This is a genomic window from Stenotrophomonas sp. TWI1409 (genome assembly GCF_039673015.1).
In the GTDB taxonomy this organism is placed as follows: Bacteria; Pseudomonadota; Gammaproteobacteria; order Xanthomonadales; family Xanthomonadaceae; genus Stenotrophomonas; species Stenotrophomonas maltophilia_A.
In genome coordinates this window covers 1-15,904 of sequence record NZ_JBDJKU010000080.1, presented here as the reverse complement: position 1 = coordinate 15,904, position 15,904 = coordinate 1, and the positions used below count along the sequence as shown (strand labels likewise).

The 15,904-nt window shown below is 68.2% G+C and carries 11 protein-coding genes and 1 pseudogene; 9 read left to right on the top strand and 3 right to left on the bottom strand.

The features are described 5' to 3' along the window. Positions 1-194 precede the first annotated feature (194 nt). From folE to ABE423_RS18525, 4 genes are all read left to right on the top strand, one after another. Positions 195-806: a GTP cyclohydrolase I FolE gene (gene folE / locus ABE423_RS18540; protein ID WP_004141296.1), complete on the top strand. Its 612-nt coding sequence runs from the start codon at positions 195-197 to the stop codon at positions 804-806. Positions 807-918: 112 nt separating this feature from the next. Continuing rightward, a complete protein-coding gene (locus tag ABE423_RS18535; RefSeq protein WP_107380760.1) occupies positions 919-2,388 on the top strand; it encodes a DUF3375 domain-containing protein in 1,470 nt (489 codons plus the stop codon). After that, positions 2,375-3,076 carry a DUF4194 domain-containing protein gene (locus tag ABE423_RS18530; RefSeq protein WP_121504948.1) on the top strand — a complete coding sequence of 234 codons (702 nt, stop codon included), beginning with the start codon at positions 2,375-2,377 and terminating at the stop codon, positions 3,074-3,076. Before ABE423_RS18535 ends, ABE423_RS18530 begins: the two co-directional genes overlap by 14 nt. Before the next feature lie 16 nt (positions 3,077-3,092). Beyond that, positions 3,093-6,473, top strand: coding sequence for an SbcC/MukB-like Walker B domain-containing protein (locus ABE423_RS18525; RefSeq protein ID WP_125895897.1), 3,381 nt, complete (start codon positions 3,093-3,095; stop codon positions 6,471-6,473). Positions 6,474-6,569: 96 nt separating this feature from the next. Here ABE423_RS18525 and ABE423_RS18520 read toward each other — a convergent pair whose 3' ends face one another. Beyond that, a complete protein-coding gene (locus tag ABE423_RS18520; protein ID WP_346487095.1) occupies positions 6,570-7,349 on the bottom strand; it encodes a TSUP family transporter in 780 nt (259 codons plus the stop codon). Positions 7,350-7,451: 102 nt separating this feature from the next. Between ABE423_RS18520 and ABE423_RS18515 the strand changes: the two genes are divergently transcribed. Further along, the gene (locus ABE423_RS18515; RefSeq protein WP_125895940.1) at positions 7,452-7,844 is read left to right on the top strand and encodes a YchJ family protein; all 393 of its coding nucleotides are present in this window, start codon (positions 7,452-7,454) and stop codon (positions 7,842-7,844) included. Between the two features lie 3 nt (positions 7,845-7,847). Here ABE423_RS18515 and ABE423_RS18510 read toward each other — a convergent pair whose 3' ends face one another. Then, positions 7,848-9,128: a GGDEF domain-containing protein gene (locus ABE423_RS18510; protein WP_125895939.1), complete on the bottom strand. Its 1,281-nt coding sequence runs from the start codon at positions 9,126-9,128 to the stop codon at positions 7,848-7,850. Between the two features lie 150 nt (positions 9,129-9,278). Between ABE423_RS18510 and egtB the strand changes: the two genes are divergently transcribed. The 4 genes and pseudogenes from egtB (at position 9,279) to ABE423_RS18490 (ending at position 14,604) form a co-directional block, all read left to right on the top strand. Further along, a complete protein-coding gene (egtB, locus tag ABE423_RS18505; protein ID WP_125895938.1) occupies positions 9,279-10,550 on the top strand; it encodes an ergothioneine biosynthesis protein EgtB in 1,272 nt (423 codons plus the stop codon). Next, complete coding sequence (egtD, locus tag ABE423_RS18500) at positions 10,547-11,521, top strand: L-histidine N(alpha)-methyltransferase (RefSeq protein WP_125895937.1); 975 nt, start codon at positions 10,547-10,549, stop codon at positions 11,519-11,521. Before egtB ends, egtD begins: the two co-directional genes overlap by 4 nt. Before the next feature lie 84 nt (positions 11,522-11,605). Beyond that, a pseudogene (locus tag ABE423_RS18495) lies at positions 11,606-13,781 on the top strand (lytic murein transglycosylase). Positions 13,782-13,830: 49 nt separating this feature from the next. Further along, positions 13,831-14,604, top strand: coding sequence for a DUF2628 domain-containing protein (locus ABE423_RS18490; RefSeq protein WP_125895935.1), 774 nt, complete (start codon positions 13,831-13,833; stop codon positions 14,602-14,604). 6 nt (positions 14,605-14,610) lie between these two features. On the opposite strand, the gene ABE423_RS18485 is transcribed toward ABE423_RS18490, so the two are convergent. After that, positions 14,611-15,798 carry a benzoate/H(+) symporter BenE family transporter gene (locus tag ABE423_RS18485; RefSeq protein ID WP_125895934.1) on the bottom strand — a complete coding sequence of 396 codons (1,188 nt, stop codon included), beginning with the start codon at positions 15,796-15,798 and terminating at the stop codon, positions 14,611-14,613. Positions 15,799-15,904: the final 106 nt, after the last annotated feature.

The window sequence follows — 15,904 nt, the reverse complement described above, 5'->3', positions numbered from 1 at the left end:
CTCGGTCGCCCCTTTTCTCCCCCCCCCCCCCCCCACTCCCCTGGTTCCCGGCGCCCCCCCCCCCCCCCCCCCCCCCCCCTCCAGGCCGACAGCAACGACGCGCCAACAACGACCCCCCGATGAACCGTCCCAACAGGACGACCCACCCCCCGGTCGGGTACGATGCTCGCCCCCCGTTCGGGACGCTGTACGCAATGAGCAAGAACAACGAAAAGGCCGCCCCGCAGGGCGACGTGACCCAGGACCAGGCCGAGGATGCCGTGCGCACCCTGCTGCGCTGGGCCGGTGAGGACCCGTCCCGTGAAGGCCTGCTGGATACCCCCCGCCGTGTTGCCGAAGCCTATGGCGACTGGTTCAGCGGTTACCGCGACGACCCGCGCGCCTACATGGAGCGGACCTTCGAGGAAGTGGCCGGCTATGACGAACTGATCGTCCTGCGCGACATCGAGTACGAAAGCCACTGCGAACACCACATGGCGCCGATCATCGGCCGCGTGCACGTCGGCTACCTGCCGGCCGGCAAGGTGGTGGGCATCAGCAAGCTGGCCCGCGTCGTCGAAGCCTATGCCCGCCGTTTCCAGGTGCAGGAGAAGATGACCGCGCAGATCGCCCAGTGCATCCAGGATGTGCTGCAGCCGATCGGTGTCGGCGTGGTCGTCGAAGGCGCCCACGAATGCATGACCACCCGCGGCATCCACAAGCGCGGCGTCAGCATGGTTACCTCCAAGATGCTGGGCAGCTTCCGCGACGACGCGCGTACCCGCGCCGAGTTCCTGCGCTTCATCGAAGTGGGCGGCAAGCGCTGAGCCGCTTGCCCGCACCCCGCCGGCCGCTGCGGGCCGGCATGCCCACGGCTGCCCGCGCGGCAGCCGTGCGTGGCGGCTCGTCCCTGTCAGCCCAACAGACCTCTTTCGCTGCATGAAGCATCGCGAACGCATCTCCCGTTACCGCCATCTGCGCGAACAGCCCCAGTGGAAGCTGCTCGCCGCCGACCACGCTCCGGAAATCATCGGCCTGCTGCAGGGGCTGCTGATGGACGGCGAGCGCACGCTGTCGTCGTCGGTGCTCAACGAGCGCCTGCAACGTGCGCTGGACCAGCTCAACGGCGACGAACTGTCGCGCGACCTGCCGCGTACCGCGCAGGCCTACATCGCGCACTGGCTGGCCCAGGGTTGGCTGGAACGCCGCCTGCCCGAAGGTGCCGACCAGGAGCAGTACGAGCTGTCGACCGCGGCACTGCAGGCGATCCGCTTCGCCGATGGCCTGGAGCAGGCCCGCGTGGCTGCCACCGAAAGCCGCCTGGCGCTGGTCATCGAACAGCTCTCGCAGCTGGCCGCGCAGACCGAGTCCGATCCGGATGCGCGCCTGTCGGCGCTGCGCGACGAGCGCGACCGCATCGACGCCGAGATCGCCCGCGTTGGTGCCGGCCGTGTGATCGCGCTGGATGGCAAGCGCGCGCTGGAACGTGCGCGCCAGATCATCGGCCTGGCCGACGAGCTGACCGAGGACTTCCGCCGCGTGCGCGACGACTTCGAGCAGCTCAACCGCGATTTCCGCGAACGCATCATCGACGATGAGGGCGAGCGCGGCGATGTGCTGTCGCAGCTGTTCGAAGGCGTGGATGTGATCGGCGAGAGCGATGCCGGCCGCAGCTTCCAGGCGTTCTGGCGACTGCTCAACGACGCCGAACAGAGCGCACAGCTTGATGCTGCGCTGGAGGCGGTGCTGGCGCGTGGCTTTGCGCGCCGCCTGGACCGCAACGAGCGCAACTTCCTGCGCGGCTTCACCAGCACCATGCTCGAGCGCGGTGGCCAGGTACACGATGTGCTGCAGAACTTCGCGCGCAGCCTGCGCGGCTTCGTGCAGAGCCGTGGCTACCTGGAACAGCGCCGCCTCAACCAGTTGCTGAAGCAGGCGCAGTCCGAAGCGCTGGCACTGCGCGACGAGTTCCCCGCACAGCGCGGCATCGGCCGTGACCTGCAGCTGACCACCAGCCGCCTGCGCTCGTGGTCGCAGTGGAGGCTGCACGATCCACGCAGTGCCCAGGTCGATGGCAACGTCGAGTACAACGACGCGGCCGCGATCAGCCTGGAAAGCGTCGGCGATCTGGTCGCTTCATCCGAAATCGACTTCCGCACCCTGCGCCGCGACCTGCACGACCTGCTCGATGCACAGCCGCGGCTCAGCATCGCCCAGGCCCTGTCGCAGCGTGAAGCGCCGCAGGGCCTGGGCAGCGTCATCGGCTACCTGTCGCTGGGCACGCGCTTCGGCAATGTGATCGCCGGCGAGCAGGAGCTTGCCGAATGGCGTGGTGGCGACGGCCAGGTCCGTCGCGCCCGCATCCCGCTGGTTTGGTTCACCCAGGAGAGACGCCATGAGCTGGCATGAAGATCCCATCGACGCAGCCCAGGCCGACGTGGCGGAAGACGCCTACGAGGCCGAGCCGGTGGCGGCCGTGGCGCAGTCCCGCCGTGGCAACGACGTGTATTACCTCGGCGATACCGGGCGCCTGCCGCTGGATGCGCGCCGCGCGCTGTGCCAGCTGCTGATCGGCCCCAGCATCGACCAGCTGCGCCACGCCAAGCTGTGGCCGGCGCTGATCCGCAGCGAGGCGGCCATCCGCTCGTCGCTGGCGGACCTGTTCCTGGAACTGGTGCTCGACCGTGACAGCGGCGTGGCGTTCACCCGCCAGGCCGATACCGAAGACGTGGATGCGCCGGTGCTGCTGCGCACCTCGCCGCTGACCTTCATCGATTCGGTGCTGCTGCTGTACCTGCGCCAGCAGCTGGCCGAGGCCGATGCGCGCGGCAACCGCGCGGTGGTCGCCGACGCCGAGATGGCCGAAGCGCTGGCCATCTACGAGAAGAACCTGTCCACCGACCGCGCCGGCTTCAACCGCCGCGTCGCCTCGGCGGTGCAGAAGATGAAGGACAACCACATCCTGACCCGCCTCAGCGGCCAGGAAGACCGCCACGAAGTCTCGCCGGCGCTGAAGCTGCTGTTCTCCGCCGAAGACGTGTCCCAGCTTTCGGCGGTGTACCGCCAGCTGCGCGAAACCCCGGCCGCCGAGGCCTGAGAGACCCGACCATCGCATGGCTATCTCCAAGCACACTCCCGCACTGTTCAACGAAGGCCTGCCGGACCCGCGCCTGCAGCAGTTCCGCATGCGCCGCCTGCAGGTGCACAACTGGGGCACCTTCAACGGCCTGACCGAAGTGCCGATCGCCGAGCGCGGCTTCCTGTTCGTCGGCCGTTCCGGCTCGGGCAAGTCGACCCTGCTCGATGCCATGTCCGCGCTGCTGACGCCGCCGGCCATCGTCGACTTCAACGCCGCCGCGCGTGAAGCCGAGCGCAGCGGCCGCGACCGCAACCTGGTGTCCTACGTGCGTGGCGCGTGGGCCGACCAGCAGGACAGCGGCACCGGCGAAATCGCTACCCAGTACCTGCGCAAGGGCGCGACCTGGACCGCACTGGTGCTGGAGTACCGCGCCGGCGATGGCCGCGTGGTCAGCCTGGTGCGCCTGCTGTGGATCTCCGGCAACGGCACCTCGGCCGGCGACGTGCGCAAGCACTACATGATCGCCGAGCGTCCGTTCGACATCGCCAAGGATCTCGGCGGCTTCGACCTGGACCTGCGCAAGCTCAAGCAGAAGCTGTCCGACCTGCACCACTTCGACACCTTCTCCGGCTACGCCGAGCGCTTCCGCGACCTGCTCGGTATCGACAACGAAATGGCGCTGCGCCTGCTGCACAAGACGCAGTCGGCGAAGAACCTGGGCGACCTCAACGTCTTCCTGCGCGACTTCATGCTCGACACGCCGAAGACCTTCGACGCCGCCGAGCGCCTGGTCAGCGACTTCGCCGAGCTCGATGGCGCGCACCAGGCCGTGGTCACCGCGCGCCGCCAGGTGGAAACCCTGTTGCCGGCACGCGCCTACTACAACGATCTGAAAGAGATGCACCGCCAGCGTGGCGACGACGAAGCACTGAAGCTCGGCGTCGACAGCTTCCGCGAAAGCCGCCGCCAGGCGCTGATCGAAGCGCGCCTGCGCGAGATGGACGTGCGTGACCGTGGCCTGCTCGGCGAAGAGGCCCAGCGCCGCGCCGCGCTCGACAACCACACCGAGCGCCTGGCCGAACTGGAACTGCAGCGCCGCCAGCAGGGCGGTGAGCGCATCGAGGAACTGGAGCGCGAGCAGGGCCGCGCCGAAGCCGAGCGCGACCGCCGCAAGGCCAAGCGTGACCAGGCCCAGGAGGCGGCACAGCAGCTGCAGGCCGAACTGCCCGACGATGCCCATGGTTTCGCCGAGCTGGTCGAGCGCGCACAGAACGAACTGCAGGACCGCCAGCGTGCCTCGGCGGCACTGGACGATGCGATCAGCGATCGCCTCGGCGGCAAGCGCGATGACGAGCGCCGCTTCGGTGAAGTACGCGTCGAACTCGAAGCGATGCAGCGCACGCCGTCCAACATTCCGGCGCCGATGCAGAAGCTGCGCGCGCGCCTGGCCGAGGAAACCGGCATCGCCGAAGCGGCGCTGCCGTTCGTCGGCGAGCTGATCCAGGTCCGCTCGGAAGAGCAGGGCTGGCAGGGCGCCATCGAACGTGTGCTGGGCGGCTTCGCGCTGTCGCTGCTGGTCGATGACAAGCACTACAACGACGTCGCCGAGTGGGTGAACCGCACTCACCTGGGCATGCGCTTCACCTACTACCGCGTGCGCCGCAACGATGATGCGTTCGCGCGCGAGCCGTCGGCGAAGTCGCTGCTGCACAAGCTGGAGCTGCGCGAGCATGTGTTCGAAAGCTGGCTGCGGCGCGAGCTCGGCAAGCGCTTTGACTACGAATGCGTGGATGCCAAGCAGCTGCGCAACGTCGACCGCGGCATCACCCGCGAAGGCCAGGTCAAGCATCCGGGCGACCGTTTCGAGAAGGACGACCGCAGCGCGGTAGGCGACCGCCGCCGCTGGATCCTCGGCTTCAACAACCACGACAAGGTGGGCGCCTTCGAGCGCGAAGCACAGGAACTGGCCAAGCGCATCGCCAGCTGCGAGACTGACATCGCGCGCCTGCGCGGCCAGCGTGACCGCGACAACGAACGCCGCCTGGCCTGCCACGAGCTGGTCAGCATCAGCTGGAACGAGATCGACATCGCCGCTCCGCAGCAGCGCCTGAGCGACATCGAGGCCACCCTGCGTGACCTGCGCGAAGGCAATGCCGATCTGGCCAAGCTGGCCAAGCAGATCGACGCCGTGCGCGCCGACATCGAGCAGTCCCGCCGCACCTATGAGGACGTCCGCGTCGAGCGCGGCCAGCTGGTCAAGGAGCGCGATCGCCTCGACCGCGCCCGCCAGCAGAGCCGTGCGCTGGTGCTGCCGAGCCTGGCCCAGGAGCAGGAAGCCGGGCTCGCCGAGCGCCTGCAGGAGCAGGGCCCGCTCAGCCTGGAAACGCTGGAGGCGCACATGCGCCAGGTCAGCAACGCGCTGAACGAGCAGCTGTCGTCCTCGCAGCAGGACCTCAACCGCATCGAGAACCAGCTGATCGGTTGCTTCCGTCGCTTCATCCAGCAGTGGCCGGAGGAATCGGGCGACTTCACCGTCTCGGTGGCCTCGGCCGAGGACTTCCTCGCCCGCCTCGAACGCCTGGAGCGCGACGGCCTGCCGCAGCACGAAGAGCGCTTCTTCGATCTGCTGCAGAACCAGAGCAAGAACAACCTGCTGGCCCTGCAGCGCCACAGCGCCGAGGCCCGCAAGTCGATCGGCCAGCGCCTGGACGAGGTGAACGCCAGCCTGGAACAGGTGCCGTTCAACCGTGGCACGCTGCTGACCATTGAACTGAGCGACCGCCGCCTGCCGGAAGTCGGTGAGTTCCACCTGCAGCTGCGCGAGGTGCTGTCGCAGCAGCAGACCGAGCAGCGCGAGCTGGCCGAATCGCAGTTCACCGTGCTGCGCCAGCTGGTCAACCGCCTGGGTTCACAGGAAGGCGAAGACAAGCGCTGGCGCGAACTGGTGCTGGACGTGCGCATGCACGTGGAGTTCATCGGCGTCGAGCTGGATGCGGAAACGCGCCAGCAGGTCGAGATCTACCGCAGCGGCGCCGGCAAGTCCGGCGGCCAGCGCCAGAAACTGGCCACCACCTGCCTGGCTGCGGCACTGCGCTACCAGCTCGGCGGCGCTGACAGCCAGCTGCCCAGCTACGCCGCGGTCGTGCTTGACGAAGCCTTCGACAAGGCCGACAACGAGTTCACCGCACTGGCGATGAACATCTTCGACAACTTCGGCTTCCAGATGGTGGTGGCCACCCCGCTGAAGTCGGTGATGACGCTGGAACCGTTCATCGGCGGTGCCTGCTTCGTCGAAATCAGCGGCCGCCACGACTCCGGCGTGCTGCTGATCGAGTACGACGAAGAAGGCAAGCGCCTGAAGCTGCCCGAGCGCAGCCGCCAGCAGGCCAACGAACCGGAAGAAGCGGAGGCCTGACCCGGCCGATTGAATGGGAATGCCGGCCAGCGGCCGGCACTACCCATGGGCGGGGTTCATGACCCGGTAGTGCCGGCCGCTGGCCGACAACCGCCCTCACGCGCCGCGGACCGTATCCCACGCCATCCGCGCGATCAGCACCACCACCAGCCCCACGAACAGCTTGCGGATGAACGGCGTGCCGCCCTTCAGCGCCAACCGCGTGCCCACCACCGAACCGATGATGTTGGCCGCCGCCATCGGCAGCGCGAACAGCCAAAGGATGTTGCCGGTCGGCACGAAGAACGAGATCGCCGCCACATTGGTCGCCAGGTTCACCACCTTCGACGCGGCCGACGCGCGCAGGAAATCCAGGCCGAAGAAGCGCACGAACAGGAAGATCAGGAAGCTGCCGGTGCCCGGCCCGAAGAAGCCATCGTAGAAGCCGATCGCTGCACCGATCGCCAGCGCGATCACCAGCTCGCGGCGGCCGATCTCCTGCGGCCGGTGCAGCGCACCGAAGTCCTTTTTCCACAACGTGTAGGCCAGCATCGCGATCAGCAGCACCAGCACCAGTGGGCGCACCGCGTCCTTGGGCAGCAGGCTCACCGCGGTGGCCCCGGCGAAGGAGAAGATGAAGGCGGTGCCGGCCGCGAACAGCACCGGCTTCCACGGGAAGCGCACGTTGCGCGCATAGCGCCAGGCAGCCGCACCGGTGCCGAACATCGAACTGAACTTGTTGGTACCGAACAGCATCGCCGGCGTCTGCTGCGGCAGCACCGTGAACAGGCCGGGCAGCTGCACCAGGCCACCGCCACCCACGGCGGCATCCACAAGACCGGCGATGAAGGCGATCACCACCAGCCACCACAACTCAGGGGGAACCAGTTCCAGCACGGCGATCAATCAAGGTGGGGGCGCGACAGCATACGCCTGTCCTGCTTCAGCTGGCCCGTGCCGCGCGTGGATCAATCCGCGCAACCCGGCGACAATGCCGGCATGAGCCGAAAACCCGCCGATCCCTGTCCCTGTGGCCTGCCCGCCGACTATGCCGCCTGCTGCGGCCGTTTCCACACCGGTGAAGCCGCGCCCGACGCCGAGCGCCTGATGCGTTCGCGTTACAGCGCCTACGTGCGCGGTCTGGCTGACTACCTGCGCCAGAGCTGGCACCCGGACACGCGTCCGGCCGAGCTGTCACTGGATGAAGCACCCGGCCAGCGTACCCATTGGCTGGGCCTGACCGTGCACGAGCACACCGTCACCGGTGCCGATAGCGCCGATGTCCGCTTCACCGCGCGCTATCGCGTCGGCGGCGGCAGTGCGGTCAAGATGACCGAACACAGCCGCTTCCAGCGCATCGACGGCCGCTGGTACTACCTCGACGCGGTCTGAGCCTCAGCCGCCACGCACGGCCAGCACGCGCTGGCCGGCATGTGCGTGCACCTGGTTGCGCCCCCCGTCCTTGGCCACGTACAGCGCCTGGTCGGCGGCCTTGACCACCGCCATCGGGCGCGGATCCACATGGCTGTCGGCCAGGCCGATGCTCACTGTCACCTGTACCACCTGGCCGCTGCCACCGCGTCCGCGCTGCTGGCGGCCGGCTTCGTCATCGCGGCTGCGGGTGCTGCGGTCGCGCAGCTGCATGCGGGTCTCCTCGATGCTCTGCCGCAGCGCCTCCACGGCATCCATGCAGGCCGCCGCAGGGCGGTCCAGGAACACCACCGCGAACTCCTCACCGCCATAGCGGAATGCACGGCCACCGTCGCCCACCCGCGCCAGCCGCGAGGCCACCAGGCGCAGTACATCGTCTCCGGTGTCGTGGCCATGGGTGTCGTTGAATGATTTGAAGTGGTCCACGTCCACCATCGCGATGCTGTAGGTGCCGCGTGCCCGCTGCAGGGTCTCGTTGAATGCCCGTCGCCCCGGCAGGCCGGTCAACTCATCGCGGAAGGCCATGTGGAAGGACTCCTGCAGCATCGCGCCCAGCATCAGCAGCAGGGCGGCGCTGCTCAGCGCCGGCAGCAGTACAGGGTGCAGGAAGATCCGCGGCAGCATCCACCACAGGCACAGCAGGGCCAGCAGCATCGCCGTGTGCAGTGGCCGAGGATGCCGCCACGCCTGCCAGCCCAACGCTGCGGTCGCCAGCAGGAACAGCAGCGCCGGCAGCTGCGCCAGCGCGTTCCAGTCGGCGGGAATCCAGGCCCAGTGACGGTTCGACAGCAGATCGTGCATGCCGCGCGGCTGCTGTGTGGCTAGCAGCAGGAAGATCATCACCGCGGTGCCGCTGGCAATACCGCGCAGCAGCAGGTCCTGGCGCCGCCGTCCGCGCTCCGGCCACAACGCAAGGCCGGCAGACAACAGCGGCAACCAGGCCGAGATGGCGTGGAAGCGCAGCGGTGTCAGCGTGGTGACATGGCCATTGCGCAGGTAGCCAGCGACGTCCTGGTGCAGCAGCGCGAACATCACCGCCACAACCATCAGCAGGCACAACGTGCGCACCTGGTGGTAGAGCAGGGCCAGGCCGGCACCGAGGCAGGCCAGCAGCCAGGGCAGGATGCGCTGCGCCGGGCTGGCCACGTCTGCGGTATCCAATGCGGTCCACACCACCACGGCAACCAGCACGGCAGGCAGCACGAACAGGTAATGCGCAGGCTGGCGGAGCGGATGCAGGGGCAAGCAGGAATTCCAGCGCGGTGACGACGCGGCCGCAGCATTGCCGTTAGCGGCGTTCGTGGTGGCTTCTTGAATGCGGCAGGCTCATCCATGTGAACGAAGTGATGCCGAACCATGACGTCGCACTCACCATCCAGCGCCGATGCTGCCCACATGGACAGCGTACCCGCCGCCGTCGCTGCCCCGCAGCACGATCTCGCCCGCCAGTTCGCCCATGTACGGACGCGCAGCCTGCAGTTGGCCGCGCCGCTCAGTGCCGAGGACGCCATGCTGCAGAGCATGGCTGACGCCAGCCCGAGCAAATGGCACCTGGCCCACACCACCTGGTTCTTCGAACGCTTCGTGCTGGCGGGTTTCGGCACCGCGCCAGCGCATGACCCGGGCTGGGACTACCTGTTCAACAGCTACTACAAGAGCATCGGCCCGGCGCATGCGCGGCCACAGCGCGGGTTGCTGTCGCGCCCGTCGCTGCAGCAGGTGCGAGACTACCGCCAGCAGGTCGATGCGCAGGTGCAATCGCGGTTGGCGGCGGGCGATCTCGATGAACAGGCACTGCAACATCTGCAGCTGGGCCTGCAGCACGAGCAGCAGCACCAGGAACTGCTGCTCACCGACATCAAGCATGCGTTCTGGTGCAACCCATTGCAGCCCGCCTACCGCGAGGACCTGCAGCCTGCCACCAGCGCTGCCAGTGCGCAGGGCTGGATCGAATCACCCGAGCGCATCGTCACGGTCGGCGCCGCGGCATGGCCGCAGCAGGCCGCGTTCGCCTACGACAACGAATCGCCAGCGCACCGCGTGCTGCTCCCCGCGCACGCATTGGCCGAGCGTCCCGTCAGCAATGCCGAGTATCGGGCCTTCATCGACGCCGGTGGCTATCGCGAACCGCGCTGGTGGCTCAGCGAAGGCTGGGCGCTGCGCGAAGCCGAGGGCTGGCAGCACCCGCTGTACTGGGATGACGCCCTGCAGCGCGAGTACACCCTGGGCGGTTGGCGCGAACTGGATCCGCACGCGCCGGTCTGCCACCTCAGCTACTACGAGGCCGATGCCTGCGCCCGCTGGTCCGGCGCGCGCCTGCCCAGCGAGTACGAATGGGAAGCCGCCGCTGCGTCGCAGCCGCTGCGCGGCCATTTCGCTGACGACGACCGGCTGCACCCGCAGGCATCGCAGGGCAGTGGAATACGGCAGCTGTTCGGCGATGTCTGGGAGTGGACCCACAGCGCGTATGGCGCCTATCCGGGCTTCCGTCCCTTCGCCGGCAACCTCGGTGAGTACAACGGCAAGTTCATGTGCGGGCAGTGGGTGCTGCGTGGCGGCAGCTGCGCGACACCCCGCGGCCATGTGCGCGCCAGCTACCGCAACTTCTTCATGCCGCCGGCGCGCTGGCAGTTCTCCGGGCTGCGCCTGGCCAGGGACCTCACATGAGCACCGTGCATGACGCGCTGCAGGCATTGACCGATCTCACCCCCGGGCGGCAGCAGATCCTCTCCGACGTAGTGGCCGGACTCTCACGTACGCCGCGCCAGCTGCCGTCCAAGTACTTCTACGATGCGCGTGGCTCGCGACTGTTCGAGCAGATCACGCAGACCCCCGAGTACTACCCCACGCGCACCGAGCTGGCCCTGCTTAAGCGTGTGCTGCCGGACATCGCCCGCAGCGTTGGCCCGCGTCTGCACGTGGTGGAGCTGGGCAGCGGCAGCGGACGCAAGACCGCGCTGCTGCTGGCCGCACTTCACGACCCGGTGGCCTATACGCCGATTGAAATCTCGCGGGCCGCGCTGCTGTCCAGCATCGATCATCTGGCGCCGGCGTTGCCGGAGGTGGAGATGCTGCCGGTCTGTGCCGACTTCACCCGCCCCGTCGCCGTTCCCATGCCCGAGCGCGAACCCGCGCGACGGCTGCTGTTCTTCCCCGGTTCCACGCTGGGCAACTTTGAAGGCGAAGACGCGGTCGCACTGCTGCGGGCGATGCGCCAGACGATGGGCCGCGACGGCCTGGCCCTGGTCGGCATCGATCTGCACAAGGACCCGGCTCTGATCGAAGCGGCCTACAACGACGCGCAGGGCGTCACCGCCGCGTTCACTCTCAACCTGCTGGCCCGGCTCAATCGCGAGATCGGCAGCGACTTCGACCTCGACGGCTTCCACCACCGTGCCTGCTACAGCACCGCGCGGCTGCGCATCGAAACCGATCTGGTCAGCCGCTGGGCGCAGGATATGCATCTGGACGGCCGCACCTTCCACTTCGCCGCCGACGAACCGATCCGTGTGGAGTACAGCCACAAGTACACCGACGACAGCTTCGAGGCGCTGCTGCAGCACGCGGGCCTGCAGGTCACGCAGCGCTGGAATGCCGACAGTCCCGCCTACGGCCTGCGCCTGCTGCGTGCCATCTAGGGCGGCCGGCCAGCCGGTACCCCTTCAGGTTCTGCAGCACCGCTACCCCTAAGATGGCCGTGCAACGGCAACACGGAGGACGCCATGCCCATTCTGACCACCCTCGGCCTGGCGGCCGCTCTCGCCTCGCCCCCCGCGCTGCCTGCAGCACCGGATGCCAGCGTCGATCTGGCCTTCAGCCGCTGCCTTTCGGGCCTGCAGGCCACGGCCGCCAGCCAGGGCATCAGCGCCGAGCGCTTCAACGAAATCACCGCCGGCCTCACCCCGGACCCCAGCGTGCTCGGCCTGCTCGACGCGCAGCCGGAATTCACCACGCCGATCTGGGACTACCTGGCCGCGCTGGTCGATCGCCAGCGCGTGGCTGATGGTCGCGCCATGCTGCAGCAGCATCGCGACCTGCTCGATCGAGTGTCGGCGCAGTACGGCGTCGATCCGGCCACCATCGTCGCGGTCTGGGGCGTGGAGAGCGACTACGGCCGCGTGTTCGGCAAGCGCCCCCTGCTGCAGTCACTGGCCACGCTGTCCTGCGCCGGCCGTCGCCAACCCTTCTTCCGCGGTGAATTGCTGGCACTGCTCAAGCTGATCGACCGCGGCGACCTGCAGGCACAGGGCCTCACCGGTTCCTGGGCCGGTGCCTTCGGGCATACGCAGTTCATGCCCAGCACCTACGCACGCATCGCCGTGGACGGTGATGGCGATGGCCGCCGCGATCTGGTCGGCAGCATTCCCGATGCGCTGGCCTCCACTGCCAACTACCTCAAGCGTGCCGGCTGGCGCAGTGGCGAGCCGTGGGGCATGGAAGTTCTTGTTCCCGCTGGCTTCAACGCCAGCCAGGCCGGACGTACCCAGCGTCGCGCCCTGGCCGACTGGCGTGCGCAGGGCCTGACCGCGCTGGATGGCAGTGTGCTGGCTCCGGCCAACCTGCCGGCGGATGCGCGCGCCGCCCTGCTGCTGCCGGCCGGCAACAAGGGCCCGGCGTTGCTGGTGTTCCGCAACTACGACGCGATCTACAGCTACAACGCCGCCGAAAGCTATGCGCTGGCGATCGCCACGCTGGCCGACCAGCTGCGTGGCGGCAATGAGCTGGCCACCGCCTGGCCGACCGATGATCCCGGCATCGGCCGCGATGAACGCCGTCAGCTGCAGACCCTGCTGCTGGCGCGTGGCCACGACATCGGTACCGCCGACGGCATGATCGGTACCGCCACCCGTCGCGCGATCCAGTCCGAGCAGCAGCGCCTGGGCTGGGCCAATGCCGATGGGCGTGCCGGCCAGCGCATCCTGCGCGCGCTGCAGGAAGAGGCGGCCGCCATCGCACCCGCTGCGCAGAAGGCCTTGCCCCAGGCACGCTGACCGCGACATCATCGCCGCGGTCTTCAAGGAGCGTCATCGCATGCAGTCGGATCCGGACATCAGCAGCGGCCTGTATCACGGGCTGGAGGCCTGGCACGTGCGCACCCCCAGCGCGACGGCGGTCATCAGCGTGTTCGGCGGACAGCTGCTGTCGTTCATTCCCGATGGGCAGCCCGATGTACTGTGGCTTTCGCCCACGCGCGCCGAGCTGCCCACGCCCATCCGCGGTGGCGTCCCGGTGTGCTGGCCGTGGTTCGGCCGCCAGGGCCAGAACAATGATGTGCCCGCGCATGGCCTGGTGCGCACCGCGCGTTGGGAGCTTCTGCAGGCCAGCCAGAGCGATGACGGTGAGGTCGAGCTGCAGTTGGCACCTGCACCCTGCGCCGATCCCGGCCTGCGCCTGCAGATGCAGTTGCGCATCGGCCGCCAGCTGCGTCAGCAGCTCGTCACCGAAAACACCGGAACCTCGCCGGTGACCTTCACCCAGGCCCTGCACAGCTATTTCCGGGTGGGCGATGCCAACCAGGTCGAGGTCGAGGGCCTCGACGGCCTGCAGTACCTGGACAAGTACGAGGACTATGCGCAGCTTCGCCTGCAACAGGGACCGTGGTCATTGCGCGATCCGCGTGACCCCGGTCGCAGCGATCGCATCTATACCGGTGCCGGCGGCCATTACGTGCTGCGTGATCCCGTACTGCAGCGGCGGATCGAGATCCGCAGCGAAGGCAGCCAGACGCTGGTGGCCTGGAATCCCGGTGCGGAGGCGGCAGCGAAAATGGCCGATGTCGGCGATGGCTGGCACGATTACGTTTGCCTGGAAGTGGCCAACGCAGGCCCGGAGCAGATTACGCTTGCGCCGGGTGAGCGCCATCAACTGGTGCAGACCCTGGCCAGTACCGCGCTGTAGGCGCTGGCAGCGGTTTCAGTTTGTCGATGCAGTAGCAAGGACGGAAAACATGCAGGAAGCACAATGGTGGTACGCCAATGGCAGGCAGAGCAGTGGGCCGGTGGATCTGGCCGGTCTTCGCCAGCTGCAGCGGGAAGGGACGGTCACGGCGCGAACGCTGCTCTGGTGCGAGGGCATGCCCTCGTGGCGGCCGTTGGCGGAGCTGGATCAGGCCTCAACGCAGGTCGAGGTGGCTCCGGTCCTGGATATCGACGCAGCGCCCGCGGCTGAGGGCATCGCGTCGAGTGTCGGCGATCCGTCCGACCCCTATCGTGCGCCGGTCGCTGCACCGGATGTGGCTGCGGCTGCCGGGCTGGAGGGCGAGATGGCCTTGTACGCCAGCGTGGTCGGTGGCAACTTCCCGATCTATCGCCAGCGCTGGCGGCTGGATCAGGGCATCGCCACGGGCAGTGGCACCTGGCACTGGCCGGCCTTCCTGCTCGGCCTGATCTGGATGATGTACCGCAAGATGTACCGCCTGGCGGCGATGTGGGCTGGCCTGCTGCTGCTGATCAGTGTGGTGGAGACCTTGCTGGATGTGCCGGATGGCCTGTCGCTGGTCATCACCTTCGCGCTCAGCATCACCACCGGCATCTTTGGCAACAGCTGGTACCTGGCACACTGCCAGCGCCTGATCGCCCAGGCCCGTACCGTGACCGGCGGTGATGACACACGGCTGCGCAGCGAGCTGACTGCACGCGGCGGCACCAGCGTGGTCGCTACACTGATCGCCATCGTCATCGCGGTGGTGCTAAGTACGGTCGGCGCTGCATTGGCGGGTTAGGCCGGATCAGCCGGCCTGGCGTGGCCGCAGTACCAGCAGGCACAGGGCTCCGGCCACCAGCCCCCAGAACGCCGAACCGATGCCGGCCAGCGAGACGCCCGAGGCGGTGACCAGAAAGGTGACCAGTGCCGCCTCGCGGTCCCGCTCTACTGCCAGCGCACTGGCCAGGCTGTTGGCGATGGTGCCGAACAGCGCGATACCGGCCACGCAGGCCACCAGCTCTTTCGGGAACGCCGCGAACAGTGCGGCCACGGTGGCGCCGAACAGCCCGACGACAATGTAGAAGGCGCCGGCCGCCATCGCTGCGGTATAGCGTCGTGCCGGGTCCTCATGCGCATCGCGGCCCATGCAGATCGCGGCGGTGATTGCAGCGAGGTTGAGCGCATAGGCACCGAAGGGGGCCAGCAGCGTGTTGACCACACCGATCCAGCCGATCAGTGGCGACACCGGTGCTTCGTAGCCGGATGCGCGCATCACCGCCACGCCCGGAATGTTCTGCGAGGCCATGGTGACCACGAACAGGGGCAGGGCGATGCCAGCCACTGCAGTCCAGGACAGGGATGGGGTCACCCATTGCGGTACTGCCAGTTGCAGCTGCACCTGCTGTGCGTGCAGCAGGCCACGGCTGGCCGCCACCGCGATGCCGACCAGCAGGGTGGCGATGACCGCATAGCGCGGGAACAGGCGGCGTCCGCCCAGCCAGGTGGCGAACATGGCCAGCGCCAGTACCAGTTGGGTGTTCATGGCCACGAACACGTCCAGGCCGAAGCGCAGCAGCACCCCGGCCAGCATGCCGGCGGCCAGCGCCATCGGCACCCGCTGCATCAACCGGGCGAAGATGCCGGAGAAGCCTGCCAGCATGCCAAGCACCGCAGCGAGCAGGAATGCACCGGTGGCTTCAGCGAGCGAAGCACCGCCTGCACCGACCACCAGCATCGCCGCGCCCGGGGTTGACCACGCGGTCACCACCGGCACGCGATAGCGCAGCGACAGCCCGATGCAGGTGACACCCATGCCCAGTCCCAGTGCCCACATCCATGAGGCGATCTGTGCCTGGTTGGCACCGACGGCTTGTGCAGCCTGGAACACGATGACGGCCGAACTGGCGAAGCCGACCAGCACAGTAATGAAGCCGGCAACGAGGGCCGGTACTGAAAGGTCGCGCCACCACGCTTGCCGCACCTGCATGTTCATTGCCGTCTCTCCACTGTGCATCCGTGCATTGATAGCCCTTGTGGCGGGGGGGGGGGGGGCCCGGGCCGGCGCCCCCCCCCGCGGGGGAAGGAGGGGAAGGGAGGGG

Coding starts and splice junctions, on each gene's coding strand:
- ABE423_RS18515 (WP_125895940.1), top strand. CDS start 7,452: ATGAGCCGAAAACCCGCCGATCCCTGTCCCTGTGGCCTGCCCGCCGAC.
- ABE423_RS18490 (WP_125895935.1), top strand. CDS start 13,831: ATGCAGGAAGCACAATGGTGGTACGCCAATGGCAGGCAGAGCAGTGGG.
- ABE423_RS18535 (WP_107380760.1), top strand. CDS start 919: ATGAAGCATCGCGAACGCATCTCCCGTTACCGCCATCTGCGCGAACAG.
- ABE423_RS18485 (WP_125895934.1), bottom strand. CDS start 15,798: ATGAACATGCAGGTGCGGCAAGCGTGGTGGCGCGACCTTTCAGTACCG.
- egtD (WP_125895937.1), top strand. CDS start 10,547: ATGAGCACCGTGCATGACGCGCTGCAGGCATTGACCGATCTCACCCCC.
- folE (WP_004141296.1), top strand. CDS start 195: ATGAGCAAGAACAACGAAAAGGCCGCCCCGCAGGGCGACGTGACCCAG.
- ABE423_RS18525 (WP_125895897.1), top strand. CDS start 3,093: ATGGCTATCTCCAAGCACACTCCCGCACTGTTCAACGAAGGCCTGCCG.
- egtB (WP_125895938.1), top strand. CDS start 9,279: ATGGACAGCGTACCCGCCGCCGTCGCTGCCCCGCAGCACGATCTCGCC.
- ABE423_RS18530 (WP_121504948.1), top strand. CDS start 2,375: ATGAGCTGGCATGAAGATCCCATCGACGCAGCCCAGGCCGACGTGGCG.